Annotated in this window: 20 protein-coding genes, 7 tRNA genes and 1 pseudogene; 13 read left to right on the top strand and 15 right to left on the bottom strand. The window is 65.5% G+C overall.

What is annotated here, in order from left to right:
* Window positions 1-156 precede the first annotated feature (156 nt).
* The 7 genes from ACZK2V_RS13655 to ACZK2V_RS13685 all read right to left on the bottom strand — a co-directional run bounded on the left by ACZK2V_RS13655 (window position 157) and on the right by ACZK2V_RS13685 (window position 9,601).
* Window positions 157-1,059 carry a cation diffusion facilitator family transporter gene (locus ACZK2V_RS13655; RefSeq protein ID WP_486322491.1) on the bottom strand — a complete coding sequence of 301 codons (903 nt, stop codon included), beginning with the start codon at window positions 1,057-1,059 and terminating at the stop codon, window positions 157-159.
* Window positions 1,060-1,087: 28 nt separating this feature from the next.
* Complete coding sequence (locus ACZK2V_RS13660) at window positions 1,088-3,376, bottom strand: Orn/Lys/Arg family decarboxylase (RefSeq protein WP_486322492.1); 2,289 nt, start codon at window positions 3,374-3,376, stop codon at window positions 1,088-1,090.
* 20 nt (window positions 3,377-3,396) lie between these two features.
* Window positions 3,397-4,749: an arginine/agmatine antiporter gene (gene adiC, locus ACZK2V_RS13665; RefSeq protein ID WP_006461445.1), complete on the bottom strand. Its 1,353-nt coding sequence runs from the start codon at window positions 4,747-4,749 to the stop codon at window positions 3,397-3,399.
* Window positions 4,750-4,825: 76 nt separating this feature from the next.
* Entirely contained in the window at window positions 4,826-6,259 is a 1,434-nt protein-coding gene (locus ACZK2V_RS13670; RefSeq protein ID WP_486322493.1) for a DcaP family trimeric outer membrane transporter, read from the bottom strand.
* A 517-nt stretch (window positions 6,260-6,776) separates the two neighbouring features.
* A complete protein-coding gene (gene dsbG, locus ACZK2V_RS13675; protein WP_049422839.1) occupies window positions 6,777-7,619 on the bottom strand; it encodes a thiol:disulfide interchange protein DsbG in 843 nt (280 codons plus the stop codon).
* A gap of 30 nt (window positions 7,620-7,649) precedes the next feature.
* Entirely contained in the window at window positions 7,650-8,453 is an 804-nt protein-coding gene (locus ACZK2V_RS13680) for a TlpA disulfide reductase family protein (RefSeq protein ID WP_032129380.1), read from the bottom strand.
* A gap of 80 nt (window positions 8,454-8,533) precedes the next feature.
* The gene (locus ACZK2V_RS13685) at window positions 8,534-9,601 is read right to left on the bottom strand and encodes a GlxA family transcriptional regulator (protein WP_032129381.1); all 1,068 of its coding nucleotides are present in this window, start codon (window positions 9,599-9,601) and stop codon (window positions 8,534-8,536) included.
* A 186-nt stretch (window positions 9,602-9,787) separates the two neighbouring features.
* Between ACZK2V_RS13685 and ACZK2V_RS13690 the strand changes: the two genes are divergently transcribed.
* The 7 genes from ACZK2V_RS13690 to ACZK2V_RS13720 all read left to right on the top strand — a co-directional run bounded on the left by ACZK2V_RS13690 (window position 9,788) and on the right by ACZK2V_RS13720 (window position 11,126).
* Complete coding sequence (locus ACZK2V_RS13690) at window positions 9,788-10,201, top strand: heavy metal-responsive transcriptional regulator (protein WP_486322494.1); 414 nt, start codon at window positions 9,788-9,790, stop codon at window positions 10,199-10,201.
* Window positions 10,202-10,290: 89 nt separating this feature from the next.
* Window positions 10,291-10,366, top strand: a tRNA-Ala gene (locus ACZK2V_RS13695).
* 54 nt (window positions 10,367-10,420) lie between these two features.
* Window positions 10,421-10,496, top strand: a tRNA-Glu gene (locus ACZK2V_RS13700).
* Window positions 10,497-10,680: 184 nt separating this feature from the next.
* Window positions 10,681-10,756 (top strand) — tRNA-Ala (locus ACZK2V_RS13705).
* A gap of 49 nt (window positions 10,757-10,805) precedes the next feature.
* Window positions 10,806-10,881 (top strand) — tRNA-Glu (locus ACZK2V_RS13710).
* A gap of 46 nt (window positions 10,882-10,927) precedes the next feature.
* Window positions 10,928-11,003: transfer RNA gene (locus tag ACZK2V_RS13715), tRNA-Ala, on the top strand.
* Between the two features lie 47 nt (window positions 11,004-11,050).
* Window positions 11,051-11,126, top strand: a tRNA-Glu gene (locus tag ACZK2V_RS13720).
* Between the two features lie 164 nt (window positions 11,127-11,290).
* Here ACZK2V_RS13720 and ACZK2V_RS13725 read toward each other — a convergent pair.
* Entirely contained in the window at window positions 11,291-11,707 is a 417-nt protein-coding gene (locus ACZK2V_RS13725) for a GNAT family N-acetyltransferase (protein WP_010484960.1), read from the bottom strand.
* Window positions 11,708-11,784: 77 nt separating this feature from the next.
* Between ACZK2V_RS13725 and ACZK2V_RS13730 the strand changes: the two genes are divergently transcribed.
* Entirely contained in the window at window positions 11,785-12,741 is a 957-nt protein-coding gene (locus tag ACZK2V_RS13730) for an SOS response-associated peptidase family protein (protein ID WP_486322495.1), read from the top strand.
* Between the two features lie 45 nt (window positions 12,742-12,786).
* Here ACZK2V_RS13730 and ACZK2V_RS13735 read toward each other — a convergent pair whose 3' ends face one another.
* A complete protein-coding gene (locus ACZK2V_RS13735) occupies window positions 12,787-12,984 on the bottom strand; it encodes a hypothetical protein (protein ID WP_010484956.1) in 198 nt (65 codons plus the stop codon).
* Between the two features lie 69 nt (window positions 12,985-13,053).
* Window positions 13,054-13,440 (bottom strand): response regulator, encoded by a 387-nt coding sequence (locus tag ACZK2V_RS13740; protein ID WP_329810519.1) that lies wholly within the window; start codon window positions 13,438-13,440, stop codon window positions 13,054-13,056.
* Between the two features lie 132 nt (window positions 13,441-13,572).
* Here ACZK2V_RS13740 and ACZK2V_RS13745 point away from each other — a divergent pair.
* The 3 genes from ACZK2V_RS13745 to ACZK2V_RS13755 all read left to right on the top strand — a co-directional run bounded on the left by ACZK2V_RS13745 (window position 13,573) and on the right by ACZK2V_RS13755 (window position 15,823).
* Window positions 13,573-13,658, top strand: a tRNA-Leu gene (locus tag ACZK2V_RS13745).
* A 70-nt stretch (window positions 13,659-13,728) separates the two neighbouring features.
* A complete protein-coding gene (locus tag ACZK2V_RS13750; protein ID WP_478463759.1) occupies window positions 13,729-14,271 on the top strand; it encodes a GNAT family N-acetyltransferase in 543 nt (180 codons plus the stop codon).
* 115 nt (window positions 14,272-14,386) lie between these two features.
* Window positions 14,387-15,823 (top strand): GGDEF domain-containing protein, encoded by a 1,437-nt coding sequence (locus ACZK2V_RS13755; RefSeq protein WP_486322496.1) that lies wholly within the window; start codon window positions 14,387-14,389, stop codon window positions 15,821-15,823.
* On the opposite strand, the gene ACZK2V_RS13760 is transcribed toward ACZK2V_RS13755, so the two are convergent.
* On the bottom strand, window positions 15,820-17,646 hold the full coding sequence (locus ACZK2V_RS13760) for a methyl-accepting chemotaxis protein (RefSeq protein WP_049461921.1): 1,827 nt from the start codon (window positions 17,644-17,646) through the stop codon (window positions 15,820-15,822). The genes ACZK2V_RS13755 and ACZK2V_RS13760 overlap by 4 nt on opposite strands.
* A gap of 255 nt (window positions 17,647-17,901) precedes the next feature.
* Entirely contained in the window at window positions 17,902-18,504 is a 603-nt protein-coding gene (locus tag ACZK2V_RS13765; RefSeq protein ID WP_486322497.1) for a GNAT family N-acetyltransferase, read from the bottom strand.
* A 95-nt stretch (window positions 18,505-18,599) separates the two neighbouring features.
* On the opposite strand from ACZK2V_RS13765, the gene ACZK2V_RS13770 reads away from it, so the two are divergent.
* Window positions 18,600-19,688 carry a DUF5694 domain-containing protein gene (locus ACZK2V_RS13770; RefSeq protein WP_486322498.1) on the top strand — a complete coding sequence of 363 codons (1,089 nt, stop codon included), beginning with the start codon at window positions 18,600-18,602 and terminating at the stop codon, window positions 19,686-19,688.
* A 64-nt stretch (window positions 19,689-19,752) separates the two neighbouring features.
* Complete coding sequence (locus ACZK2V_RS13775) at window positions 19,753-20,712, top strand: right-handed parallel beta-helix repeat-containing protein (RefSeq protein WP_195763301.1); 960 nt, start codon at window positions 19,753-19,755, stop codon at window positions 20,710-20,712.
* Here ACZK2V_RS13775 and ACZK2V_RS13780 read toward each other — a convergent pair.
* The 3 genes and pseudogenes from ACZK2V_RS13780 to ACZK2V_RS13790 all read right to left on the bottom strand — a co-directional run bounded on the left by ACZK2V_RS13780 (window position 20,686) and on the right by ACZK2V_RS13790 (window position 25,814).
* Window positions 20,686-20,970 carry a hypothetical protein gene (locus ACZK2V_RS13780; RefSeq protein ID WP_229301042.1) on the bottom strand — a complete coding sequence of 95 codons (285 nt, stop codon included), beginning with the start codon at window positions 20,968-20,970 and terminating at the stop codon, window positions 20,686-20,688. The genes ACZK2V_RS13775 and ACZK2V_RS13780 overlap by 27 nt on opposite strands.
* A 62-nt stretch (window positions 20,971-21,032) precedes the next feature.
* Window positions 21,033-23,219 (bottom strand): annotated as a pseudogene (locus tag ACZK2V_RS13785) (PAS domain S-box protein).
* Window positions 23,220-23,426: 207 nt separating this feature from the next.
* Window positions 23,427-25,814 (bottom strand): Tex family protein, encoded by a 2,388-nt coding sequence (locus tag ACZK2V_RS13790; protein ID WP_486322499.1) that lies wholly within the window; start codon window positions 25,812-25,814, stop codon window positions 23,427-23,429.
* Between the last annotated feature and the right edge of the window lie 10 nt (window positions 25,815-25,824).

A 25,824-nucleotide genomic window follows, 5' to 3' on the forward strand; every position in this document is an offset into this window, starting at 1 on the left:
GGCAGTCTGTGACCTCAACTCCGGTTGAGGTCAAATGGGTCCTGTGCAACAGAGTAGTCCGCCATGCGCAACGATCGCGCGTTCCCGTGGACTCGAGCCTGCTCGACTTCCACCGACCAGAAGCAGTCGAGCAAGCTCGACTCTACAGAAGCGTGGTCACGTCCACGCTGGGTCTGCGGTGAAATCAATGGTCAACCAGAACGTGCTGCCCCGCGCATCCAGCCGCACCGCAATCTCGTCACGCATCGCATCGACCTCGCCCACTGAACCCAGCGGCGTGGCCGGGTCGGCCAGCACGTGAATCTCGATGAAGCGCATCCGCCCCATCTTCGCCACATGGCTGGTGAAACCGGCATAGCCACGCTCGGCGACGAACGCCTGCATCACCCGCTGCACGCGCCGGTCCAGATCATCCGGCGCCACCTGCAGTACTTCGCGCATGGCCTTCCACGCACTGCGCGCCGGTACCGGCAGTACCGCCAGGCTGATCAATGCCAGCACGATCGAATCCAGGTACGGCACCCAGTGGTGCCACTCACCGCCATGCAGGACCAGGGCCAGTACGAAGGCCAGCACTACCGCCAGGCTCATCAACCCACCCAGCAGCCAGCCCCGTACATCCAGCCACAACAGCGCCGAGCGCAGGCGCCGCGCCCGCTGGGCGACGAACGCCGCCATCGCCAGGTTGCTGGCACTCAGCAGCGCCGCCCACCACAGCGCGGGCCCGAATTTCACCTCGTGTCCGCCCGTGGTCAAACCGATCACCGCGTTGGCCAGCGCATACACGCAAGCCAGCGACAGGATCACACCGCCCAGCGCCTCGACCATCGGCTCCAGGTGCCAGTAGCCGTACTGGAAGCGCGGGCTCTGTTCCCGCGCTACCAGCCGCAGCACCGACAACGACACCAGGGTCAGGGCGACATCGACCAGGCTGTACACGCCGTCGAACAGGATGGCCTGCGATCCCACCAGCAGGCCACCGATGAAGCCGACCGCGCTCACCGCCAGGGTGACCCCGATCGAGAACTTCAGGATGCGTTGCTCGCGCGCGGTATCCATCGTTCGCCGAACGGCCGACCGTTGCCGGTCAGGCCTTCAGCACCTCCACCTTGTACGAAACCGCATCACCCTCCTGCTCGATGATGAGCCCGTGCACGTCCGACTCGAAGCCCGGGAAACGCGCATTCTGCTCGCGGGCGATGCGCAGCGACTGGATGATCGGCTCGTCGCTGTCACCAAAACGCTCACCCGGCATGATGGTCGGGATGCCCGGCGGGTACGGCACCAGCATGGTCGCCGCAATGCGGCCACTGATCTGCTCGATGTCGACCCGTTCGATCTCGCCCTTCACAAGGTGGTTGTAGGCATCGGCCGGGGTCATCACCGGCGTCGGCAGATCCACGTACATCTCGCGCATCACCTTGGCCACGGCGAATTCCTGGTTGAACGCGTGCAGCGCGTCGCACAGGTCACGCAGGCCCCAGCCGGCGTAGGCATTCGGATAGTCAGCAGCCAGCGTCGGCAGTGCCTGGCTCAGCGGTGCGTTGCGGTCGTAGAGTTCCTTGAACGCCATCAGCTCGGTGACCAGGGTGCTCCACTTGCCCTTGGTGATGCCCATCGAGAACAGGAACAGCACCGAGTACAGGTTGGTCTTCTCCACGGTGATGCCGCGGCCCCACAGGAACTTGCTCAGCACCGCCGCCGGAATGCCCAGCTTGCCCATGCTGCCGTCCATCGCCAGGCCCGGGGTCAGCAGGGTCACCTTGATCGGGTCGATCAGAACATAGTCATCCACCAGGTTCTCGAAGCCGTGCCAGTGCGCATCCGGCTGCAGGTACCACTCCTCGCGCTTGGCCACCATCGGTGCCGGCGTATCGCCCTTGTCCAGGCTGCGCTCGACCTGGGTCGGCTGCCACACGCTGAACCACCAGTCGTCGCGGCCGAGATCATCGCGGACATGCAGCATCGCGCGGCGGAAGGCGATGGCTTCATCGTGCATTTCCTGTACCAGCGAACGGCCGGCATCGCCTTCCATCATCTTCGAGGCCACATCACAGGCCGCGATCACTCCGTAATGCGGGCTGGTCGAGGTGTGCATCATGAACGACTCGTTGAAGCGCTCGGCATCCAGGTCGCGCTGCGCCGAGTTGCGCACGTGGATCATCGAGGCCTGCGAGAACGCGGCCAGCAGCTTGTGCGTGGAATGCGTGGTGAAGATGATCGCATCCTGCTCGCGCGGCTTGCCCTTGGCCATGCCGTAGTGGTTCTCGTAGAACGGATGGAACGCAGCGTAGGCGTACCAGGCTTCGTCGAAATGCAGGAAGTCCACCGCGCTGCCGATCTCGTCGGCGATCTTCTCGGCGTTGTAGCACAGGCCATCGTAGGTGGAGTTGGTGACCACCGCGATGCGCGGCTTGGAGCCGGCCTTGTAGGCCTGGCTGGCCAGCGGGTTGGCAGCGATGCGCTGCTGCAGCGACTCCGGCGTGAACTGGTCCAGGCTGATCGGGCCGATGATGCCGTGCGCGTTGCGGCTGGGCGTGAAGTACACCGGCACCGCACCGGTCATGATCAGCGCGTGCAGCAGCGACTTGTGGCAGTTGCGATCGACGAACACCACGTCACCGCGCGCCACCGTGCCATGCCAGACGATCTTGTTGGCGGTGGAGGTGCCATTGGTGACGAAGAAGGTATGGTCGGCACCGAAGTTGCGTGCGGCCTCGTTCTCGGCGTCCTTGATCGGGCCGGTGTGATCGAGCAGCGAACCCAGTTCCGGCACCGAGATCGACAGATCGCTGCGCAGCGTGTTCTCGCCGTAGAACTGATGGAACGCGCGCCCGACCGGCGACTTGGTGAACGCCACGCCGCCGGCATGGCCGGGCGTGTGCCAGGAGTAGTTTGACTCGGCCGCATGGTGGATCAATGCCTTGAAGAACGGCGGCAGCAGGTTCTTCATGTAGTCTTCGGCCGCGCGCATCACCTGCCGCGAGATGAAGCTCTTGGTATCTTCGAACAGGAAGATGAAACCGTGGATGTACTTGAGCAGCTTGCTCGGCACCTTCTCGATGGTGCGGCGCTCGCCGTACAGGAACACCGGCAGATTGGCGCGGCGTGCGCTCTGCTCGCGCAGGAAGGCGGTCAGGCGCTGGAACTCGCCATCCACCTCTTCACTGCCGTCGATCGAGATCAGCACCGCCGAGGCCGCCACGTAGGTGCGGGCACCGGCGCGGGCATCATCCAGGTTCAGGCCGCACAGCACGCGCTGGTCGTTGCTGCGCAGCTCTTCCACCAGGGCGCGGATCAGGATGCCACCGATGCGGGGCGACTCGTAGTCGTTGTCGATGACAATGACCGGGTAATCCAGGGACTTGAAGTACACGTTGATTCTCCTTGACTAACTCAGGAACGCTGGGCGCCGGCGCTGATGGCCGATGCCTCGCGGGCGCGCTGCCGCTGCTGGCGGCGCTCCTCGCTGAAGAAGGGATAGAACACGGTGATGAACAGCACGAACAGGAAGGCGTACTGCACGATGGTTCCCGACGAGCCGTAGATCGCCCACAGGCAGTACACGACGGTCAGGCTGGTCAGTGTCCAGAACGCACCGGTGTGGACCAGGGTGTGCGAACGCTCGACCACGAAGTAGCAGGCCACGCACGAGTAGATGTAGGGCAGCAGGGTCAGCACCACCGCCGCCGACGTGATCACGTCGAACTGGGCCGACGCGGTTTCCGAGGTGGAGGTGACCAGCACCGCCAGGGTCATCAGCACCGCCACGATCAGCACGCCCTTGACCGGCACGTCGTCCTTGTTGGTCTTGCTGAAGATGCTCGGGAACAGGCCATCATCGGAGGCCGCCTTGGCACTCTGTGCGGTCAGCAGGATCCAGCCGCCCAGCGAACCGGCAGCGCCGATGAAGGCACACAGGCTGACCAGCGCGCCACCCCAGCCACCGACGGCCTTGGCGGCAGCCAGTGCAAACGGTGCATCAGAAGTCTGCAGCTCGCCATTGGGCACCATGCCCATGATCACCGACGAACTGGCGATGTAGGCGATGGCAGCCAGGAACACGCCCGCCAGGGTGGCGCGGGCCACGTTCTTTTCCGGATTCTCCACCACGCCGGCAGTCACCGAAGCGGATTCGACGCCGATGAAGGCCCACAGGGTCAGTGCCGCGGCACTGGAGATCGCGCCGAAGTTGGATTCACCGGACACGTTGTAGGCGCCCTTGAAGATGTCGGCATCGAAGAAGAACCAGCCGAAGATGGCGATACCCAGGATCGGCACCAGCGCGAAGCTGGTGGTGACCGTCTGCACGCGACTGACGAAGGCCGGGCCGATCATGTTGGCGAAGCTCAGCGCCCACACCAGCACAAGCACCGCGATGCAGCGCACCAGCGGCTCGGACAGGATCGGGAAGAAGTAGCTGAAGTAGCCCACCGCCGCGATCGGGATGGCGACGTTGCCGATCCAGTTGGCGAACCAGTAGATGGTATTGGTCTGGAAGCCCATGTAGGGCCCGAACCAGTCACGCGCGTAGGCATAGGGACCGCCGGCCTTCGGTGCCAGCTTGCCCAGCTTGGCGAATACGAAGGCCAGCAGCAGCGCACCGGCGGTGGTGATCAGCCAGCCCCAGATCGAGGCGGTGCCGATCTTGGCCAGACTGGACGGCAACAGGAACACGCCTGAGCCCATCATGTTGCCGGCGACGAGGAAGGTGGCTCCGACCACCCCGATTTTCTTTGCTTCTGCCATGACAATCTCCTGTACTGGCATGAGCCCGGTACAACCGGGCGTGGGGACGGTTACGCTGGCGTACGACCGCTGGCGCCTATTTGATGAAGTTGTATTGCAGACTGCCCTGCACCCGGACCGTGTCGCCGCGCGCGCCGCTCTGCTGTTCCAGGCGGCCGTACAGCAGCTCCATGCCCATCGTCCACGACGGTGCCGGGCTCCAGATCAGGTTGAACACGCCGTAGCGGCTCTGACGGAATGCGTCGGCTGCCAATGCAGCATTCCGCTCCAGGGTCAGCTGGCCGAAGATCAGGTTCGAACGCCACAGCTCGGACCAGTAGTGGGTGTAGCCAACGAACCCACCGTGCAGGTCCAGCGCATCAAGGCGGCCATCGGCACCGACCACCGCGTCCAGCCCGGAGCCGGTCAGGTCGGCGGTGTAACGGCTGAGGCCGCGCCCGCCGAGGGCACCGAACAGCAGCAGGTCGCGCTCGCCCACCGACGCCGAACCGCTGAGTTGCAGGCCACCGGCCATGCGCCGGTCGCGCTCGCCATCGCCGTCATAGGCCAGGCTGCGTGCCACCGCGCCCAGCTGCAGGTGGCCCCAGTCGCGCTCCATGCGCGCGGTCACCGTCACGTCGGGCAGGCGGTTCACTGCCGCTCGCTCATCGCTGGCGCCGGCCAGTTCGGTCTTCGGATCTTCGGCGGCGACGGTCAGGCTGTTGCCCTTGCCCATCGCAAAGCTGTGGTGGATGCCTGCCACCAGCAGGTAGCCGGCACCGCCGGGACCTGCGAAATCCAATGTGTCGGGCAGGCTGTCCGGATCCATGAAACTGGAATAGCCATAGCCGGCGTAGGTATTGCCGAGCTGGCCATAGGCATGGCGCAGCCGGAATTCGTAGCCGTCACTACTGCCGAAGAAGTCGTTCTCCAGATAGAAGCGCAGGTTGCCGTGCGTGGTCGGACGCCGCGCCTCGAAGCTGAAGCGGGTCTGCTTGGCGTGGATGTTGAAGTTTGAGACATCACGATGACTGCCGCCGACCGGCATCGACGAGGGAATGAACTGATCCTCATCCCCCGCTGCACGCGAATCGGCGATGGCATCCAGCTTGGCGTAGCCGCCGATACGGATCACCGTGTCAGTACCCGGAATGGCGAAGAAGCCCTTCAGATCCGGATCGGTCGGGCCGGCCGCACTGTCCGGTCGCGACGCGGCGGTGGACGGATCGGCCACCGATTCGCGCTGCGGCAGCACCGGCTGTGCCACGCCCGGTACCTGGGTGGGGTGCAGCAGGTTGGCAGTGCTGGCAGGCGCGACCACGGCCGCGGGTGCCTGTGCTGTAGCAGGCGCAACGGTTGCGTCGCGCGGCTCAAGGCGGTCCAACCGCTGCTGCATGCCCTCCAGTGCCTGCCGCATGACCGCAATCTCACGACGCAGCGCCTGCGCGTCCTCCTTGTCATCCACCTGTGCATACGCCGGCGTGATCGCCAGTGCTGTCACACAGGCCAGGCTCAGTACCGCCACGCGCATTGCATCCTCCCTGGACGACCCCTGTTCGCAGCACGCAGACGGGACGCACGCATGCGCCACTCCGGCCTCGTGCTGCCGTTGCTGGAAATGCGGATACTGCGTCGACGACACCGGCCAGCCTGCGCATGGCAGGCAACAGGACGATGACACTGTCCTGCCCGCACCGATGTCGACGCCATCAAGGCCGCGCTGCCAGAGAGGTGGCGACCGCAGCGGTCTGGGTAACAAGCACGGAGTGAGAGTGTCGTGAATGGCTGTGCCAGCCGACCCTGATCAGGGCGTGGCGAGCGCGGCATCCATCGCGCATTGACGCTGTATTCCATGCGTCACAGGCTAATCCGCCTGTCGTTTTTGGCCTTGATTGGAATCAAGGCGGGATGCTTGATGTCAGTCACGATTCAGACGTGACGATGAACCACTGTTGCGCGGGCCCGCAACCGCAATGCCCGCCATGGAATGCGACAGGCCCGCATGCTGCCATGCGGGCCTGCGCAATGTTTCATGGGGCTGGCGCCACTCAGCGCGGGCCAAGCACCGTCTGCAGATCGGCACCCTGCGGCAGACCCGCACGACGCTGCACCTGGCCCTGTGCGTCCTGGAACAGGATGCCCGGCGTGCCCTGGAAGCCCATCTCGATCATCAGCACCTGATTGGCGTCGAGCTTGCCAGCGATCTCGCGGCTGATGTTCGGCAGCGCCTTGATGCCACCGCGATCAAAATCGTGCTCGTTCTGCAGCAGCGCTGCGCTCGGGTCACGCGCGGCAAGGATCGCCGCGGCCTTGGCCGGGCTGTCCTCGCGGATCACGCCGACCATGATGTGACGCAGCTGCACCTTGCCGGCATCGACCCACGGCCGTGCCGCTTCCCAGAACTTGTGGCAGTACGGGCAGTTGGCATCGCTGAAGGTGTAGACCACGCGCGGCGCATCGGCCTTGCCATCACGCACCCAGGCGCTGGCTTCCAGCTTGGTCCACATCTTGGCCGACATCGGCGAAGCCACCAGCTTTTCAACGGCCTCAGCGGCTACATCGTTGCCCTCCGCATCGAACAGGCTGCCGACCAGTACGTGCTTGCCATCAGCGGTGACATAGGCCGCTGCCGGCTGCTGGCCGCCGACCACGCCAGCGAAGCCCCGCAGGCCACCGGGGGCATCGAATTCTGCGACGACCTCGAAACCATGCTTCTCGATGCCCTTCAGCACCGCAGGACGATCGCCCTTGTTGGCCGTGGCTGTGGCGCTCGCTGCCGGTGCCGCGGCTGTCTTGCCCGGTGGCGTCTGTGCCTGGCTGCAGGCGGCCAATGCCAGCAGGACCGGCAGCAACAGCACCGCAGGGGCGGTGCGCAGGGAAGTCGACAACATGGGAACTCCGTAGTGAGATGCCCGCGCAGGCTACCGCAGCCGGCGCAGTTTGTGTTCAAGACCGGCTGCCGTCAGTTCGCCCAGGTGCAGTTCACGCAGGCGCCCTTCGGCGTCGAAGAACAGGGTCGAGGGATAGGCCTGCACGCCCAGCACCGTGGATGCCGCAGCGTCATCGTCCAGCAATACGTTGTGCAGCAGGAGCCGTTCGCGCGCAACGAAACCCTGGACCTCCTCAAGGGTTTCACCCTGATTGAGGAACACGAACTGCACGTCCGCATGCGCCTGCTGCGCCGCAGCCAGGACCGGCATCTCGCGCCGGCAGGGCCCGCACCAGGTCGCCCAGAGATTCAGCACAAGCGGTTTTCCCCGGAACTGCTGCAGATCAACCCTGCCCCCCTGCAGATCAGCAACCTGCAGTACCGGCAAGGGCATCTGCCGCTCCTGCCATGCGGACAGCAGCTGACTACCGCCCGCCCATAGCAGCACACCCGCCAACGCCGCGCCCAGCACCGGGGCGCGCAACGCCCGCCATGGGCGCACCCGCCACAGCCCCCATGCCGATCCCGCAACCAGGACAACCACCAGGTGGTAGCCACCATCGGCAATCTGCAGAATGCTCCACGGCGCCTCGCGATACAGGGCGAAGTTCAAGGCCACGAAGCTGATGCGACCACACAGCAGGCCCACCAGCAGCATGTCCAGAACCATGCTGGGTGCAGAAGGCAGCGGCATGCCGTCCTTCCTGCGTGGCCACAGACGCGCCACGGCCATGGCAATCACTACGCACACGAGAATCAACACCACCGGCATCGGCACCGGCCCAACGCTCGACATCAGACCACCTGTTCAATCGTCCACTGACTGCATGGTCGAAGTGTCGCGCTCCGGTTGCAAGCGCGACGATGCCGCCGACATCAGGCCGCGCTGCGCCCCAGTTGCATCACCGACGGCGATTGCAGCCCGCGCAGGCTGCCTGCCACCGACGGCATCAAGGGCCGCTCGCGACGCTTGCTGCTGACGTGACGCCGATAGTTGGCCGGCGTCATGCCAACGATGCGCAGGAACAACCGGCGGAAAGCACTCTGATCAGCATAGCCGACACCCCACGCCACCTCATCGATACCCGCCCCCTGCTGCAGCAGGGTCTGCGCCTTGGCGATGCGCAGCCGTTGGCAGTATTCGATCGGCCGCAGGCCGGTGGCCTTGAGGAACCGCCGCTGCAGTGTGCGCGGCTCCAGCCCGGAGACCTCGCAGATCGCGGCAAGGGTGGCGCCGCGTGCCGCCGTGGTGTGCAGCCAGCGCTGTGCCTTCAGCACATCACGATCGCCATGTGCGAAGTTGGCGCTGAAGCGCTCCAGGTCCTGCTGGATCGTGGCGGGCACGGTGATGCCCAGTTGCTGTGCGACCGCACTGGCCACGCCCTGCCCGTGCAGCCGGTACAACAGTCGCAGGCCAAGGAAGCGCCAGGCCTGGGCCCCGCCGACCGTCAGCAGGTCACCGTCATCCACCAGCGCCCGCTCGCTCGGCACCCAGCTCGCGGCCTGCGCCTGCAGGCCTGGATGGCGTCCGAGATCGGGGCCACTGACCGTACGCCCGGCCAGCAACCCGGCGCGTGCCAGCACGCTGACGCCATCACTGGCGGCGGCCAGCAGGCTGCCGCCGTCATAGTGCGCACGCAGCCAGTCCAGCAGGACCTCGTCCGCGCGCAGGCACGCGCCGGCACTGATCTGGCCGGGAACCGCGATCACAGCCGGGATGGCCGCATCGAGCATTTCCGCACCCGCAATACGATGCACCCCTGTCTGGCTGGCCGGCACGATCCAGCGGGTGACCAGCACCCGCTTGAACGGCCGACGCTGCTGCTGGGCAAGGCGATTGGCAACGTGCGCCATTTCGGCCAGTACGGAGGCGGCAGACGGATCACCTCCCGGGTATTCAACCACCGCGATCTCGACGAATCCTTCGTTCCTGAATCCTTCCACAGACCACCTCCTCGGTTCGTTGCAGGCCATCGAACGGCCGGTTCAGGCGAAGGGTAGGAACTGGTCCATCGGCGGGGCTATGAAGAAAGTTGCAAAGTGCGCTGAATGCGCGCACCCGGGCCAAGCCTTGACTCTCGACCAGACTCCAGGCTTCACAATGGTCGGCAGCCCCTGCAGGAATCCGCCATGAACATTGGACAACTGGCCCGTCAGGCGGGCGTGCCGATCGATACGGTCCGCTATTACGAACGGCAACAGCTGCTGCCGACGGCGGCGCGCTCGGCGGGGGGTTACCGCATCTTCGGCGAGCCGGATCTGCGCCGGCTGCGCTTCATCCGCCGCGCCAAGGCACTGGGCTTCAGCCTGGAGGAAATCGGAGAACTGCTCGCGCTCAGTGATCACCACCAGCAGGACATGGGCAGCGTGCGTGACACCGCGCAGGCCCGCCTGCAGGACATCGCACAGCGGATGGCGGAGCTGCAACGCATGCACACTGCACTTTCGCTGCTGGTCGACGCCTGCCGAGGTCACGGCGCGCTGGACCAGTGCCCGATCCTGGCGGCACTGACCGACGACGCTGCACAGGCGAAAGGCGACTGACATCGGCTTCGCAACGCATGTGAAGAAAAGTGCAACAAATGCTTGCCAACCCCCTGGGGCAAGGCTATTATTTCGCTCCTCAGCGACGTGGGGCCATAGCTCAGCTGGGAGAGCGCCTGCATGGCATGCAGGAGGTCAGCGGTTCGATCCCGCTTGGCTCCACCAATCTTTCGGCATTAGGCCGTCGAAAGGTCGCTAAAGAACATTGATGAGAATTGCGTCCCCATCGTCTAGAGGCCTAGGACATCACCCTTTCACGGTGGCGACCGGGGTTCGAATCCCCGTGGGGACGCCACTCATCACGAACAACGAGGACCCGGCCGATAACCGGGTCTTTTTTGTTCACCGCCTACCGGCATTCAGGTTGTGGCGTTGCGGTTCTCCTGCCCTCGTGGTCGCGGTTGAACCGGAGCGAAAAAAGCTCAAAAAAAGCTTCCACAAACGTGAACACGCAGGTATGATAGGCGGCTCGGTAACACGGGGCCATAGCTCAGCTGGGAGAGCGCCTGCATGGCATGCAGGAGGTCAGCGGTTCGATCCCGCTTGGCTCCACCACTTTCGACATTAGGCCGTCGAAGGTTCTACAACTTGAAGTTTTTCGTGCGTCCCCATCGTCTAGAGGCCTAGGACATCACCCTTTCACGGTGGCGACCGGGGTTCGAATCCCCGTGGGGACGCCAGTTTCAAAACGGACTCTGCTCCCGGCAGATCATCCGGAGTTTCATTGGGGCCATAGCTCAGCTGGGAGAGCGCCTGCATGGCATGCAGGAGGTCAGCGGTTCGATCCCGCTTGGCTCCACCACTTCGACATTAGGCCGTCGAAGGATCTACAACTTGAAGTTTTCGTGCGTCCCCATCGTCTAGAGGCCTAGGACATCACCCTTTCACGGTGGCGACCGGGGTTCGAATCCCCGTGGGGACGCCAATTCTTTAAAACCCCGGCTTCGGCCGGGGTTTTTCTTTGCCTGTGATTCCTGGGAAGGCCCTGTCCACGCATGGCGCGGATCTACTGCAGGGCCGGGATGGATCCGGCGGCGGTTGGCCCAGTAGATCCACGCCATGCGTGGATGGCTTCAACTCGGCCACACCTCAGAACCGGCGATACATCCCGATCGATGCAGGTGCGGTGGGTGCGAAACCAAACTGCGCGTACAACCGGTGCGCTTCACCATCTGCCAGAAGGCTGACGTATGCCGACGGCGGCAGGTTCGCCTGCATCCAGCCCTCCAGGCGACGCATCACTTCCTTGCCCAGGCCCTGCCCCTGCAGGCGCGGCAACACAGCGATATCGCAGACCTGCAGGTGGCAGCCCCCATCGCCGACGATGCGCCCCATCGCCACCAGCTCGTTACCCTGGTAGGCACACACGCCATACAGGGTATTGGGCAGCGCGCGTGCCGCCGCCTCCTGGCTCTTGGCACTGAGGCCCGCCAGCACACGCAGCTGACAATAGTCTTCGACCGTGGGCACGGCGTCGCGGAACTGGCAGGCGACGGAATCATTCATGCGCTATCTCCCTGTAGGTCGGGCTATCCTGCCTCATCCATGTCGCAGCTGCTGCGACGCACGCCCGCAGAGTTCCCATGTGCTATTCCGCCCTCATCCGCGCCGACTACGCCAAGCTGGTGCGCGAGTTCGGCGCCATCCTGTCGCTGGAAGAATTCGCGGAGCTGTACGCGCACGATCCTGGCAAGAAGCGCCCCAGAACTCCCAAGGCGATGGATGACGGCTTCGCCGGCGCGCGCACCGAGCAGGGCCGCGACATCGTCGCGAAAATCCAGCAGTGGCATGCGCAGGAACGCCAGGATCTGGAAGCGGAGCTGGCCCGCCAGCGCGAGCGACGCGATATTGCCAATGCCACGCTGGCGACCCGCCCCACCCAGAAGGCACGCAACGACCTGCGCGTGGCCGGCAACCGCATCGATCGTGCGCAGGCTCGGCTGGAAGACCTGCACCGGGTGCAGTTGCTGCCGCGCGACAACCGCATTTTCCCCGGTACCTACGCACCGGTGATGATCAGCGAGGGCGGCAAACGCGTGATCAAGCCGATGCGCTACCAGTGCCGGCTGCCGGACAAGCCGGTGCGCAACGACATCCTCTATCCCGGCACCTACAACGCGCGGCGCGACAGCCTGGAAGGCTATTGGCGCGGTGCATTCGGGCTGCGCCACGGCGTGGTGGTGGTGCAGGCGTTCTATGAGCACGTGCCACGCCATGCCATCGCCGGCCGTACGCTGGGTGCCGATGAGAAGGATCAGGACGTGGTGCTGGAGTTCCGGCCCGATCCCCCGCGCGACCTGCTGCTGGCCTGCCTGTGGGCGGAATGGGAAGGACCGGAAGGTCGCCTCCTGTCATTTGCCACGATCACCGACACGCCTCCGCACGACGTCGCCGCTGCGGGCCATGACCGCGGCGTCGTTCCCATCCGCAAGGAACACCTCGATGCCTGGCTCAATCCCGATCCGGATGACCTGGCGCGGCAGTACCGCATCCTCGACGACCACGAGGAGATCCGCTACGTATACGAAGAAGCGGGCTGAACACCGCGCACAGATGAAAAACCCCGCCTGGGCGGGGTTCATGGATCAGGGATTGCCGCCGCACATCGCCTCTTCGCAGAAGGCCTGTTCCTGCAGGCATTGTTCGACCTCTCCACCCCGCGCGATGCAGCTCTTGTAGAGCTGGAAACAGGGCTGGCCACACCACGCGGCAGAGGCCGTACCACCGAAGACCGCCATCGAAAGGACACCCGCAGCAACCATGCGCTTGATCCACTTCTTCATGCCACTCTCCTTGCAGGCCTGAGCATTCAGGCCCGGGCAGGATACGCCCACCGCTTCAGCACGCGCCAATCAGGCGCTGGCGCTGGCGCTGGCGCGGCCCACTGCGCGTACCAGCGCCTGGCTCAGATCTGCCGAGAGATAGGGCTTGACCAGCAGCACGCCGGCCAGCATCGGCTCGGGCAGCTGCTCGGCCTGCATCCCGGTGGCCAGCACGAACGGCACTCCGCGCGCCGACAGTGCCGCAGCCACCGGCTCGCTGGTCTCATTGCGGGCCAGGCGGTAATCGAGCAGGGCCACGTCCGGGGTCGACGCCTGCAGCAGGCGCAGCGCTTCAGCCACGCTCGCGGCCAGCCCCACCACCGTCGCACCGGCATGCACCAGCTGCATCTGCAGCAGTGCGGCACTCATCTCGTCGTTCTCGACCACCAGCACCCTCAGGTCCTGCAACACTGTCATCGGCTACCGCTCCTGGAGGCATTCAAGCCGCCGCAGTATAGCCATGACAGGGCCGAAGCCGACAGGACGCGCCCCGATCGGCCTCCCCACTATGAAAGCCGTGCCGACCTCGGTTACACTCGCACGCTGCCTGCCGGTGTGGCGGAATGGTATACGCAGCTGACTCAAAATCAGCCGGGGGTGACCCCATGAAGGTTCGAGTCCTTTCACCGGCACCACTGCATCAAAGGCCAGGTCCCCGACCTGGCCTTTTGCATTTTCAGGACCGGAGCGCCGACACCGGCGACGATGCCAACGCCCGCCCTGCCCACGCTCCCCGCCACCCTGCCCGCACGTCTGCGTCCACTGCACGTGGATGATGCTGCCGCCTGGGCCCGTTATCTCTCGCTGCCGGGCGTGACCGAGCACACCAGCTGGGGCGACGTTTCCGAAAGAGCACTGCGCTGCCAGATCGCCGGTTACCTGCCCACGGCAACGGACCAGCGCTGGGCGCTGGTGGGCGCCGACAGCCAGCTGATCGGCACCGTTGGCCTGAACGGAATCGACCTGTCGCATGGCCGCGGCGAACTTGCCTATGATCTCGATCCGCGCTGGCAGGGTCAGGGACTGGCCACGCACGCAGCACGCGCGGTGCTCGAATGGGGCCATGCCGCACTCGCCCTGGTCCGAATCCAGGCGACTGTCCTGGACAGCAACGCCCGCTCGATCGCCGTGCTGGAACGCCTCGGCATGCAGCGCGAAGGCCTGCTGCGCGCTTACCGGCGGGTTCGAGGACAGCCCCGTGACTTCTGGATGTACGCCCGCGTCGAAGGCTCCGCGTCACCATGCTGAAACACAACTGCGACTTCCGGCAAGCTTCGAAATAGACGCAGCGCACACTTTTCTTGCAAGCCACACGTGCTTCTGCCTATCGTGATCCCAGCCGGAGCTGGGGGCGGGGGAATGCATGACGTTGCGTGCGGCACTGTTTTTTCTGGTCACGCACGCGCTCGTCATTGCCTTTGTTGGCCCGCAGGACCCGGTCGGCTCCTACCTGATGCTGATCACCGCCCCGTTGCTGGCTGCACTGGCCTGCGTGCGGCGTGCACGTGACAGCCGCCAGGCGGCCTGCAAATGGCGGACGCTGGGCACTGCCGTGGGCCTGTTCTCGCTGGCCCTGCTCGCCCTGCTGTACCGCAATGTGGCCGGCCTCGATCCTGCGCAGATGACCGTGTCTTCGCTGATCCTGTACGTGTTCTACCGCATCCCCCTGACCTACGTGGCCGCCAGCCCGGGCGGCGGCAACCGCTGCATCCGCGCGGTGGACCTGCTGATCATCGCACTGCTGTGGCTGCTGTACTTCGGGCACACGCGGGCGATGGCGCATTTCAACGCCGCATTGTGGACGCAGTGCCTGAACGCCATGAGCAACCTACAGAACAGCCTGGTGTTCTGCTTCGCGCTGATCCGCTTCCTGGCCGAGGACAATCCCGACCGCCGCGATTTTTTCCGGACACTTGCGATCTACGCGCTGGGCTACTTCCTGCTGGCGTTCTACATCAACACCTACCAGCCGCAGCTGCCTGACGGCAACTGGGGGGACCTGCTGATCAGCGGACTGTTCGTGATGCTGGCCGTCATGGCCGCCAGCAAGCGCCGCTATCCGGCGGTGGAGGTATCGCGCAGCCTGCGCCGCATCGTCGACGCCGGCGTGCCGTTGATGCTGCCCTTGCTGCTGATGATGGTGGCGCTGCTGGTCGCGCGCCTGCAGCCCACCCTGGCCACGGTGGGCTTCATTGGTGCCATGCTCAGTTATGCCCTGCGCAGCGTGCTGAGCCAGGTGGAGATCCAGCGCCAGCGCGATGAGCTGGAAACGCTGGCGCGGCGCGATCCGCTGACTGGGCTGGGCAACCGCCGCAGCTTCGACGAATCTCTTGGCAATGCCCGTGGCCGCGCACGCCGCCAGGGACTCGGGCTGGCGGTACTGATGATCGACATCGACCACTTCAAACGGCTCAATGACACCTATGGCCATCCGGAGGGCGATCGTCGCCTGCAGTCGGTCGCCGCCATTCTTGATGGCTGCCTGCAACGGGGTGACGATCTGCTGGCGCGCTATGGCGGCGAAGAGTTCATCGCCGCCCTGCCCTCGCCCGATGCCGCCCACGCCCTGGGCCTGGGCGAACGGCTGCGCGCTTCGGTCGAAGCCGCAGCCCTGCCCGCCCCCGAGGCCACCGTCACCATCAGCATCGGCGTGGCCTGGCAGGCACCCGGCGAAGACCGCGATCCGCGCGACCTGGTCGAACGCGCCGACCAGGCCCTGTATCGCGCCAAACATGCCGGTCGCAACTGCGTACGCGGCGACACCGATAGCAAGGAAGACCCGTCCGGTCGCCGCGCCTAGACCGCGTGCAGCCCCGCTGTTCCGTGCCGGTGCCCGGCCCCGCCCTGCACGCGGAAACTGGCCACGGTCTGCAGCAGCTGCGCCGACTGCTCTTCCATGCTGCGCGCCGCCGCCGACGCCTCCTCGACCAGGGCCGCGTTCTGCTGGGTGCCCTGATCGATCAGGTCGACCGCATGATTCATCTGCTGGATATCGTCGCTCTGCTGCTGCGAGGCCGTGCTGATTTCAGTCATCAGGTCACTGACCCGGCGCACGTTGGTCACGATTTCATCCATGGTACGGCCCGCGCTCTCAACCTGCGCCGTGCCGGCGCCCACATTGGCAACCGACTCATCGATCAGGTGCTTGATCTCCTTGGCTGCGCTGGCCGAACGCTGCGACAGCTCGCGGATCTCAGTGGCGACCACGGCAAAGCCGCGGCCATGTTCACCGGCACGCGCAGCCTCCACCGCTGCGTTCAGCGCGAGAATGTTGGTCTGGAAGGCGATGCCGTCGATCACTCCGATGATGTCGACGATGCGCCGCGACGAGGCATTGATCACCGCCATCGTCTCGACCACTTCATGCACCACAGTGCCGCCTCGAGCGGCGACGTCGGCCGCTCCACCGGCCAGCTGGCTGGCCTGGCGCGCGTTGGTGGCCGTGCGCTGCACGGTCTCGGCCAGGCCTTTCATCGACACAGCGGTTTCCTCCAGCGAGGCCGCCTGCTGCTCGGTACGCTGCGAGAGGTCACTGTTGCCCTGTGCGATTTCGGTCGCGCCGACTGCGATGGTGTCCGCGGCGAACTTGATCTGGCCGATGATCGCGGCCATCGCCTCGACCAGCGAATTCACGCCTTCGCACAGTTCGGCGATCGACCCGTTCTTGTCGGCGGTGGCCACGCGCTGGGTCAGATCGCCCTGCTTGGCGGCAGCCACCACCTCGCGGGTCTGCGCCACGGCGCGCTGCATGGCCTGGTTCTCGTGCACCTGCGCGGTGATGTCGGTGGCGTACTTGACGACCTTGAACGGCTTGCCATTGAGGTCCAGGATCGGGTTGTAGGATGCCTGGATCCAGACCTCGCGCCCGCCCTTGCCCAGGCGCCGATACTGGCCGGCGTCATATTCGCCGCGCCCGAGCTTCTCCCAGAACTGGCGATACTCGACGCTGCTGCGATGCTCAGGCTCGACAAACAACGAATGGTGCTGCCCGCGCACTTCGTCCAGGCTGTAGCCGGTAGCGGCCAGGAAATTGTCATTGGCCGACAGGATGCGGCCATCCATGCTGAACTCGATCACCGCCTGCGATTTGGCGATCGCGGCCAGTTGCCCCGCCGAGTCGGCCGCCTGCAGCTTCTGCGCGGTGATGTCGGTCGCGAACTTGACCACCTTGTACGGCCGCCCCTGGCGGTCCAGCACCGGGTTGTACGAGGCCTGGATCCAGATCTCACGCTGGCCCTTGCCGAAGCGCCGATACTGTCCGGCGTCATATTCGCCACGTCCCAGGCGCACCCAGAAGTCGCGGTATTCCGCGCTGCGCGCCTGCTCGGGGTCGACGAACAGGGAGTGATGCTTGCCCTGGATCTCCTCCAGCCGGTAACCCATCGCCTGCAGGAAATTGTCATTGGCCCGCAGGATGGTGCCGTCGAGAGCGAACTCGATGACGGCCTGCACGCGATGCAGCGCGGCCACCTGCGCTTCCAGCTCGGTGCGGTCGGTCATCGCCGCCTCTGTGCTGGTGCGTTGCTGCGGCGCCAGCACGCCAAGCAGCGCACGCCAGGGCGACCAACGGGTATGCAGCTCGGCCGGCGCCTGCGCGCCTGCCGTGAAGCCTGGAATGAGCATTGTCTGATCCTCGGTGTCCGGTAAGCGGTTGTGACCCGACGGGCGGGATGCCCGGCGGCAACATCAGTTGCCAGGGACTACAGGTGCCAACGGGCACCTCTCGAGCGACTGCCAAGAACGTCTGCTGCGGGTGCGATCGGCATCTGGAAACGGCGGAACACACTGCGCGGACCACCCGTCGGGGGCAGCCTGGGGTCCTGCGGCGGGTGACTGGAGCGGGATCCAGAGGGAGTATCGGCGACGCCGTCGGCCGCTTTAGCGGGATTCCGCGACGTCCGTCGCAACTCTGTGCATTGCAGCCGGAATGCGGTAGACGATTGCCGCGTACTTCACGCCCTGCTCACGTGCCACAGCCTGCCCACCAAGGGACTCAGCCAGTGCACGGCTGGACCGGTTCCGTTCCGCCACCGGGTAGCGGAACGCAGCACAGCGCAGGCGCCCGGAGGCCGCCGACCACACCGCCGCCACTGCCTCGCGGCCATAGCCGTGCCCATGCATCACTTCTGCGATCCAGATGCCCAGTTCGGGTTCTGCTTCACGGGCTCGATGCAGGCCTGCCAGGCCAAGGAATACCCCATCCCCGCGCCTGCGGATCACCAACGTGATGTCGGTCCCGTCGGCGATGGTAAGCAGCCACGCCCGCCAGACGCCAGCAAACGCCTCCTTCGAGGGTGGCGGCTCGAACGCCATATAGCGGGTCAGCCCGGGTGTGATTGCCACAAATGCCTCGTCGGCATCACCGGGCGTGAATGGCCGGAGGTGCAGCCGCGGACTGTCGATGGTCCAGTCGTCCAATGTCATCTTCTGCATCGCCTGGGCATTGCGTACAGCATCGCTCAGCAGAAGGATGCAGCTCAAGGCAGAAAGGTTTACATGACCAATGCGGGATTCCCCAGCAGGAGAAAATGACCAGCATGAAGGTCCCGCAGGATGCTTATCGACATGGAGATCGCATGTTCCCTCGCTTTGCCAGCCTTCTCTTCCTGGCCCTGTGCAGCAGCAGCGCGCTGGCCAACGACGCCGCCTATCGACCCGCCTTCCACCCCGACCAGCTGAAGGGACCACCCGCAGGACGCCCGAACGAAGTGCTGGTGCTGGGCAGCCCGCACCTGTCCAGCCTGCCGGAGACCTTCACGCCGGCGATGCTGGAACCTCTTCTGCAGCGCCTGGAAGCCTGGCGGCCCACCGCGATCGCGGTGGAGAACCTGTCCGGCCTGCAGTGTGACTTCATGCGCCGCAATCCGGCCCGATACGCGGAGAGCGTAGCGGACTACTGCATCGATCCGGCACCGGCGCAGGCCGCCACCGGCCTGGACGTGCCCAGCGCCAACGTGGAGATGGAACGCCTGCTTGCGGATTGGCCGAAGGCGCCGACCGCTGCCCAGCGGCGCCGATTGGCCGCCGTGTTCCTAGCCGCGGGCGAAAGCAGCTCGGCAGTCGTCCAATGGCTGCGGCTGCCCAGGGAAGAGCGACGTGCTTCGGACAGCCTGACACCGGAACTGGTGCAGTTCCTCGACACGCGTATGGCCCGCCGCAACGAGGCCGGACTGGTGGCCGGCGTACTTGCGGCACGCCTGGGGCTGGAGCGCCTGTGGTCGGTCGACGACCACACTGCAGATTCGCCAACACCGGAATCGCAGCAGAAGGCCTACGCTGCCGCCATACGCGGTGCCTGGGACAATTCCTTCGTCAAAGCGCGCAGGGCGGCCGATGAACGACTGGAGGCCAATCTTGCTCAACCGGATGGATTGCTCGCAATGTATCGCGCCTACAACACGCCCGAGGCCGCGATGGTGGCCTTCAACAGCGATTTCGGCGCGACCCTCGTCGAGCCCTCGCCGGAAGGCTTCGGCCGCAACTACGTGGGCTACTGGGAAACCCGCAACCTGCGCATGGTCGCCAACATGCGCGACATCCTGGGCCAGCATCCAGGCACCCGCATGCTGACCATCGTCGGTGCCTCGCACAAGGGCTACTACGAGGCTTACCTCAACCTGATGCATGACGTGCAGCTGGTCAGTTCGGATGAAGTACTGCGTTGACGTCAAGCCGGTCGGCTGCGGTATCTTGGATGCAACTTCAACCACTCCACGGAAGGAACCCATAATGAAACAACGCATTTCCGCCGTACTCTTTGCCATAGGCCTGGCCGGTGCTGCGCAGGCCTCGGCATGCGATCTCACTCTCGACAGTGGTGGTGACCTTGCTGCCGCAGTGACCGCCGCACCTGGCAAGAAAATCTGCCTGCGGCCTGGCACCTACGTCACTGGGCCTGCACCACTGGAAGTTCCCTCCGGCACGACCATCGAGGGATTGGGTGCGAGCATGGCCGACGTCGTGATCTCCGCCCATGGCTCCCCACAGAAGGCAATCGGGCTCGGCAGCGGCACCATGCTGCACAACTTCACATTGTCCACCGGTGCAGGCGGAAACTTCGGTGTACTGGCCTATCATCAGGACCGCATCATCATCTGGAGCCTCGATATCGTCGGCTTCCAGATCAGCACTGGTGTCGTGGGCGGGAAAGGTGTGGATATATGGGACACCTTCATGCGTGCCAACGGCATAGCGCGCAACAATGTGGCAGACCCGAATCTGTGGATCACCGATTCCCGCGACGTCACCATCCTCTATGGGCAGCTGACCGGACGCAAGGATGGCCCGGGGGGCGATGGCGAGATGGCCATCTACAACTCGAGCAACGTCATGATTGATGGCGCCCGCGTCATCGACTCCGGCGCCAGCGCCATCTATCTGGTGAACTGCGTCGACTGCACCATCAAGAACTCGGTGATCGAACGCCCTGGTGAATGGGGTATTGACGTCGTACAGGGTTCACAGCGCTTTTTTGCAGAAAACAATGCTGTAAGCGGTGCGAACTATGGTGGAGCGGTGTTTGAGACATCGGGCGGTACCACGGCAACATTCCGCTCCAACCGGTTCATTCAGAATCGTCGCTTGGGTGTTGGAAACTGCAACGGCATCAATGCAAAGGGTGGTGTTGCAGGCGTTCTATCGACAGGTAACATCTCTTTCCCTTCAGGTGATCTCTGCGTCTTTCCGTGAAGCATGGGCCTGAGCATCAAAAGCATGAGGCGGTACTACCTTCCTGCCCGTCCGCCACAGCACGATGCTGGCGGCACCGATACAGGACAGCGTGAACACCAGCAGGGCGACCGCGCCGCCCTGCAGTACCGGCAGCAGGGCCTGCGCGTGAAGGTCGCCGCGCAGCTGTTCCGCACGCAGGCAGGCGGCCAGCGCGAGGCACCAGCCAACCATCGCCGGGGCGTAGGCCCGCATCGCAACCGGGTTCCAGACCTTCATGGGATCACCTGCATGAGTGGATGTGCGCGCAGTATTCGCGCACGCCCTCTCACAGGCTGAGATCAGCCCTCGGCGGCTTCGGAATCATCGCCGGGCAGCTCACTGGCCTCGCCCTGCACCTGTACGTTGTTGCGACCCATTGCCTTGGCCCGGTAACACTGGGCATCAGCCGCTGCCACGGCCTGGTCCACGCTCATCCCACCCGCCAATGGCGCGATACCGATGCTGGCACCCACATGCAGGCGGTCCCGGTCCCACGGAATCGACAGCGATGCCAGGGTGTGCAGCAGTTCACCGCCGATGCGCGCGGCACGACGCGGCGTGCAGCCGGACAGGATCACTGCGAATTCGTCGCCGCCCAGACGCGCCACTACGTCCGAATCGCGCACACCGTGGCGCAGCACGCTGGCCACCGCCCACAGCACGGCATCGCCGGCCAGATGGCCCCAGGTGTCGTTGACCGGCTTGAAGCGGTCCAGGTCGATGTACATCAACGACGCGGCCTGGCCAGTTCGCTCGACGCGGGTGATCGCCTGCTGCAGATGCACCTCGAAACCGCGACGGTTGCTCAGCTCGGTGAGCGGATCGATCTCGGCCAGATGGCGCGCTTCGCGCTGGCGCGCGCTGCTGGGTGTCATCACGCAGTACCCACACTGCACCGCGTACATGACCTTCATCATCGCGCAGCCAGGCACGGGTCAGGTCGACCGGGATCGTGGCCGTGCCCAGGCGCAGCAGAAGATCGGCGTGCAGGTCCACCGCATTGCTTTCCGGGTCCAGCAGGACCGACACATCCAGTACCGAGCCGGGCGCATATTCGGTGGTCAGTGCCAGCACGTCCTGCACCTTGTGCCCGGCCAGCGACAGCGCGCCATCACCCGCCAGGGTGCGTACTGCGGCGGCATTGGCGTAGTCGATACGGCCATCCAGGCTGACACTGAGCACCAGGTCGGCGACCGCATCAAGCGTGATACGGCTGCGCTGCTCGCTCTCGAACAGGCGCTGCTCACTGCTGCGCTGGGCGCTGATGTCCTGGATCTGCGACACGAAATGCAGCGGTTCACCGTGCTCGGTGCGCACCAGCGACACCGACAGCCGCGCCCAGATCACCTTGCCGTCGCGATCGAGATAGCGCTTTTCCAGGTGGTAGTGGCTGCGCCGCCCGGCCAGCAGATCCTGCACCAGGGCCAGGTCGGTCTGCAGGTCATCGGGGTGGGTCAGGCGCTGGAAATCAACCTGCAGCAGTTCTTCGCGGGGGTAGCCCAGGATCCGGCACAGTGCGTCATTGACGTCCAGCCAGCGTCCTTCCAGCGACACCAGCGCCATGCCCAGCGCCGCCGACGTGAACGCACCGGCGAATTTCTCTGCCGACAGGCGTGCTTCCGGCGCGCCTGCAGGATCTCGGTGATGTCGATGGACATGCCGACATAGCCGATCCGCGCGCCGCCGGCACCATCCATGCGGCTGATCGACAAGCGCACCTGGCGTGGCTGGCCATCCTTGCGCCGCAGTGTCCACTGCCGTGAATAGGTCTGCTCATCGGCGCGGGCGCTGAGTGCTTCAAACGCGCCCGGCAGGCTTCCGTCCGCAGCCGCCAGCGGACGCAGCCAGGCCGCCAGCTCGTCCGGATCGTGGAAATCACCCAGTCGCCGCTGGCCGACCACTTCTTCCGCGCTGTAACCCAGCAGGCGTTCCGCGCCGGTATTGAACAGGGTGATGGTGCCTTCGGTATCGGTCGCGATCACCGCCACCTCATCGGACGCGTCGACCACGGCCTGCAATCGCTGCCGGCTCTCGGCCGCATCCTGCCGCGCCTGCTGCAGCTCGGTCACGTCGGCGTGCGCACCGGCCATCCACAGCGGTCGTCCCTGCCCGTCCCATTCGAACACGCGGCCACGGTCGTGGATCCATATCCACTGGCCATTCTTGTGGCGCATGCGCAGCAGGCAGACATAGTTGTCGCTGCGGCCTTCGAAGTGATCCTCGAGTGCCGCGTCGGACAGAACGATGTCGTCGGGGTGGACCAGCTTCAGGAACGTCTTCTGGCACACCGGCTCCAGCTCTTCCAGGCGATAGCCGACAATCTCCGCCCAGCGCGCATTGACCCGCATTTCGCCGGTCTGCACGTTCCATTCCCAGGTACCGGCAGCGGTGCCGTCGATGATCATGGCCAGGCGCCGGCGCTCCTCTGCCAGTTCCTGCAGGCGCCGCTCGAGCAGCCCGTTGCCGTTGTTTCCCTGGCCCGCCATCAATCCGGTCCCCGGCCCGCACAGGCGGGCAGCAGCCGCAGCACAACGCTGCAGCCCTCAACGAAGACAACGGGTCCTGCTGGCGTCATGGCCCTCCCCAGCGACAGCGGGGAGGCCAAACGCCCCCCTCAGGCGCAAGTGTGCGCAATCACGGGGAAAATCGACAAGTCCCCCGCCACGAATCAAGCGTGACGGGGGACACGGTCCTCAACTGCGCTTGGCGCGGGCGAAGGCCTCCGCCAGGGCGTTGTTGGCCGGGGGCGCGGACTGAGCGGGACGGCCGCCATTGCCCTGGCCCCGGTTTGGCCCGCGGTTCTGGCCGCCTGCGTCGCGGCGCGGCCCCTGCCCCTGGCCGCACTCATCACGCTGGCCCGGGCGGCTGGTGGCCTGCCCGGGGGTGTCGTCCAGGCGCCGGGTCAGGGCGATGCGCTTGCGCGCCACGTCCACCTCCAGCACCTTGACCTTGACGATATCGCCGGCCTTGACGACGTCGCGCGGGTCCTTCACGAAGGTATCGGAGAGCGCCGAGATGTGGATCAGGCCATCCTGGTGCACGCCGATATCGACGAAGGCGCCGAAGGCGGCCACGTTGCTGACCACACCTTCCAGCACCATGCCCTCGCGCAGGTCCTTGATGTCCTCGACGCCCTCGGCGAAGCGCGCCGCCTTGAACTCCGGACGCGGGTCACGGCCCGGCTTTTCCAGTTCCTTCAGGATGTCGCGCACGGTCGGCACGCCGAAGGTGTCGTCGGTGAACTGTTCTGCCTTCAGGCTACGCAGGAAGCTGCCATCGCCGATCAGCGCCTTGATCGGACGCGCGGTGCTGGCCACGATGCGCTCGACCACCGGGTAGGCTTCGGGGTGCACCGCCGAGGCGTCCAGCGGCTGGTCACCATCGGCGATACGCAGGAAGCCGGCGCACTGCTCGAAGGTCTTCTCGCCCAGGCGCGCGACCTTCAGCAGGTCCTTGCGACGCTTGAACGGGCCATTGTCGTCACGATGGCGCACGATGTTCTCGGCCACCGTGGACGACAGGCCGGACACGCGCGACAGCAGCGCGGCCGAAGCGGTGTTCACGTACACGCCCACGGCATTCACGCAGTCCTCGACCCGCGCATCCAGCGCCCGTGCCAGGCGGTACTGGTCCACGTCGTGCTGGTACTGGCCGACACCGATCGCCTTGGGTTCGATCTTGACCAGTTCGGCCAGCGGATCCTGCAGGCGGCGCGCGATGGACACCGCGCCACGCAGCGACACGTCCAGCCCCGGGAATTCCTTGGCCGCGAACTCGGACGCCGAGTACACCGACGCGCCCGCCTCGCTGACCACCACCTTCTGCAGCTTCGGGTTGGCGGCAGCCTTGATCGCTTCGCCGGCCAGCTTGTCGGTTTCGCGGCTGGCGGTGCCGTTGCCGATCGCGATCAGTTCCACGTTGTGCTTGGCGCACAGCTGCTTGATCGTCTGCAGCGACTGCTCCCACTGGCGGCGCGGCTCGTGCGGGTAGATGGTGTCGGTCGCGACCAGCTTGCCGGTGGCATCGACCACGGCAATCTTGCAGCCGGTGCGGATGCCCGGATCCAGCCCGAGTACGGTCTTCGGGCCCGCCGGCGCGGCCAGCAGCAGGTCCTTCAGGTTGTCGCCGAACACTGCGATGGCTTCGGCCTCGGCCTTTTCGCGAGCCTGGTTGAACAGGTCCAGCAGCAGATGGGTGTGCAGCTTGGCACGCCAGGTCAGGCGGCAGGCATCCAGCAGCCAGCGGTCGGCGGCGCGGCCCTGATCGGCGATGCCGGCCTTGCGCGCCACGCGTCCTTCGGCGTACTGGTGGCCGGCCTCGGCCTCGTTGCCCGGGTCCAGCTCCAGGAACAGGATCTCCTCGCGGCGCGCACGGAACAGCGCCAGCAAGCGGTGCGAGGGAATCTTCGCCAGCGCCTCGGCGTGTTCGAAATAGTCACGGTACTTGGCGCCTTCGGTTTCCTTGCCCTCGGCCACGCGGGCACGGATCACGCCGGTCTCGCCCAGCCAGGTGCGCAGCTCACCGACCAGCGCGGCATCTTCGCCCCAGCGCTCCATCAGGATCGCGCGTGCACCTTCCAGCGCAGCCTTGGTGTCGGCCACGCCCTTGTCGGTGTCGACGAAGGAAGCCGCGAAGACCTGAGGGTCCTGCGTCGGGTCGGCCAGCAGGCCATCAGCCAGCGGTTCCAGACCGGCCTCGCGGGCGATCTGGGCGCGGGTACGGCGCTTGGGCTTGTACGGCAGGTACAGGTCTTCCAGCCGGCTCTTGGTGTCGGCGGCCAGGATGTCGTTGCGCAGTTCGTCGCTGAGCTTGCCCTGCTCACCGATGCTGGCCAGCACCGCCGCGCGACGGTCTTCCAGTTCGCGCAGGTAAGTCAGGCGCACTTCCAGGTTGCGCAGCTGGGTGTCGTCCAGGCCCCCGGTCACTTCCTTGCGGTAGCGCGCGATGAACGGAACGCTGGCGCCCTCGTCGAGCAGGCCGACGGCGGCACGTACCTGGGCGGACTGGGCACCGATCTCGTCGGCGATGGTCTGGGCGATCTGCTGGGCGAGCGCGCTCTGGGCGTTCTTGGCGTCGTGCATTGCTTCAGGT

The organism is Stenotrophomonas sp. 93052_Sma (assembly GCF_056481145.1).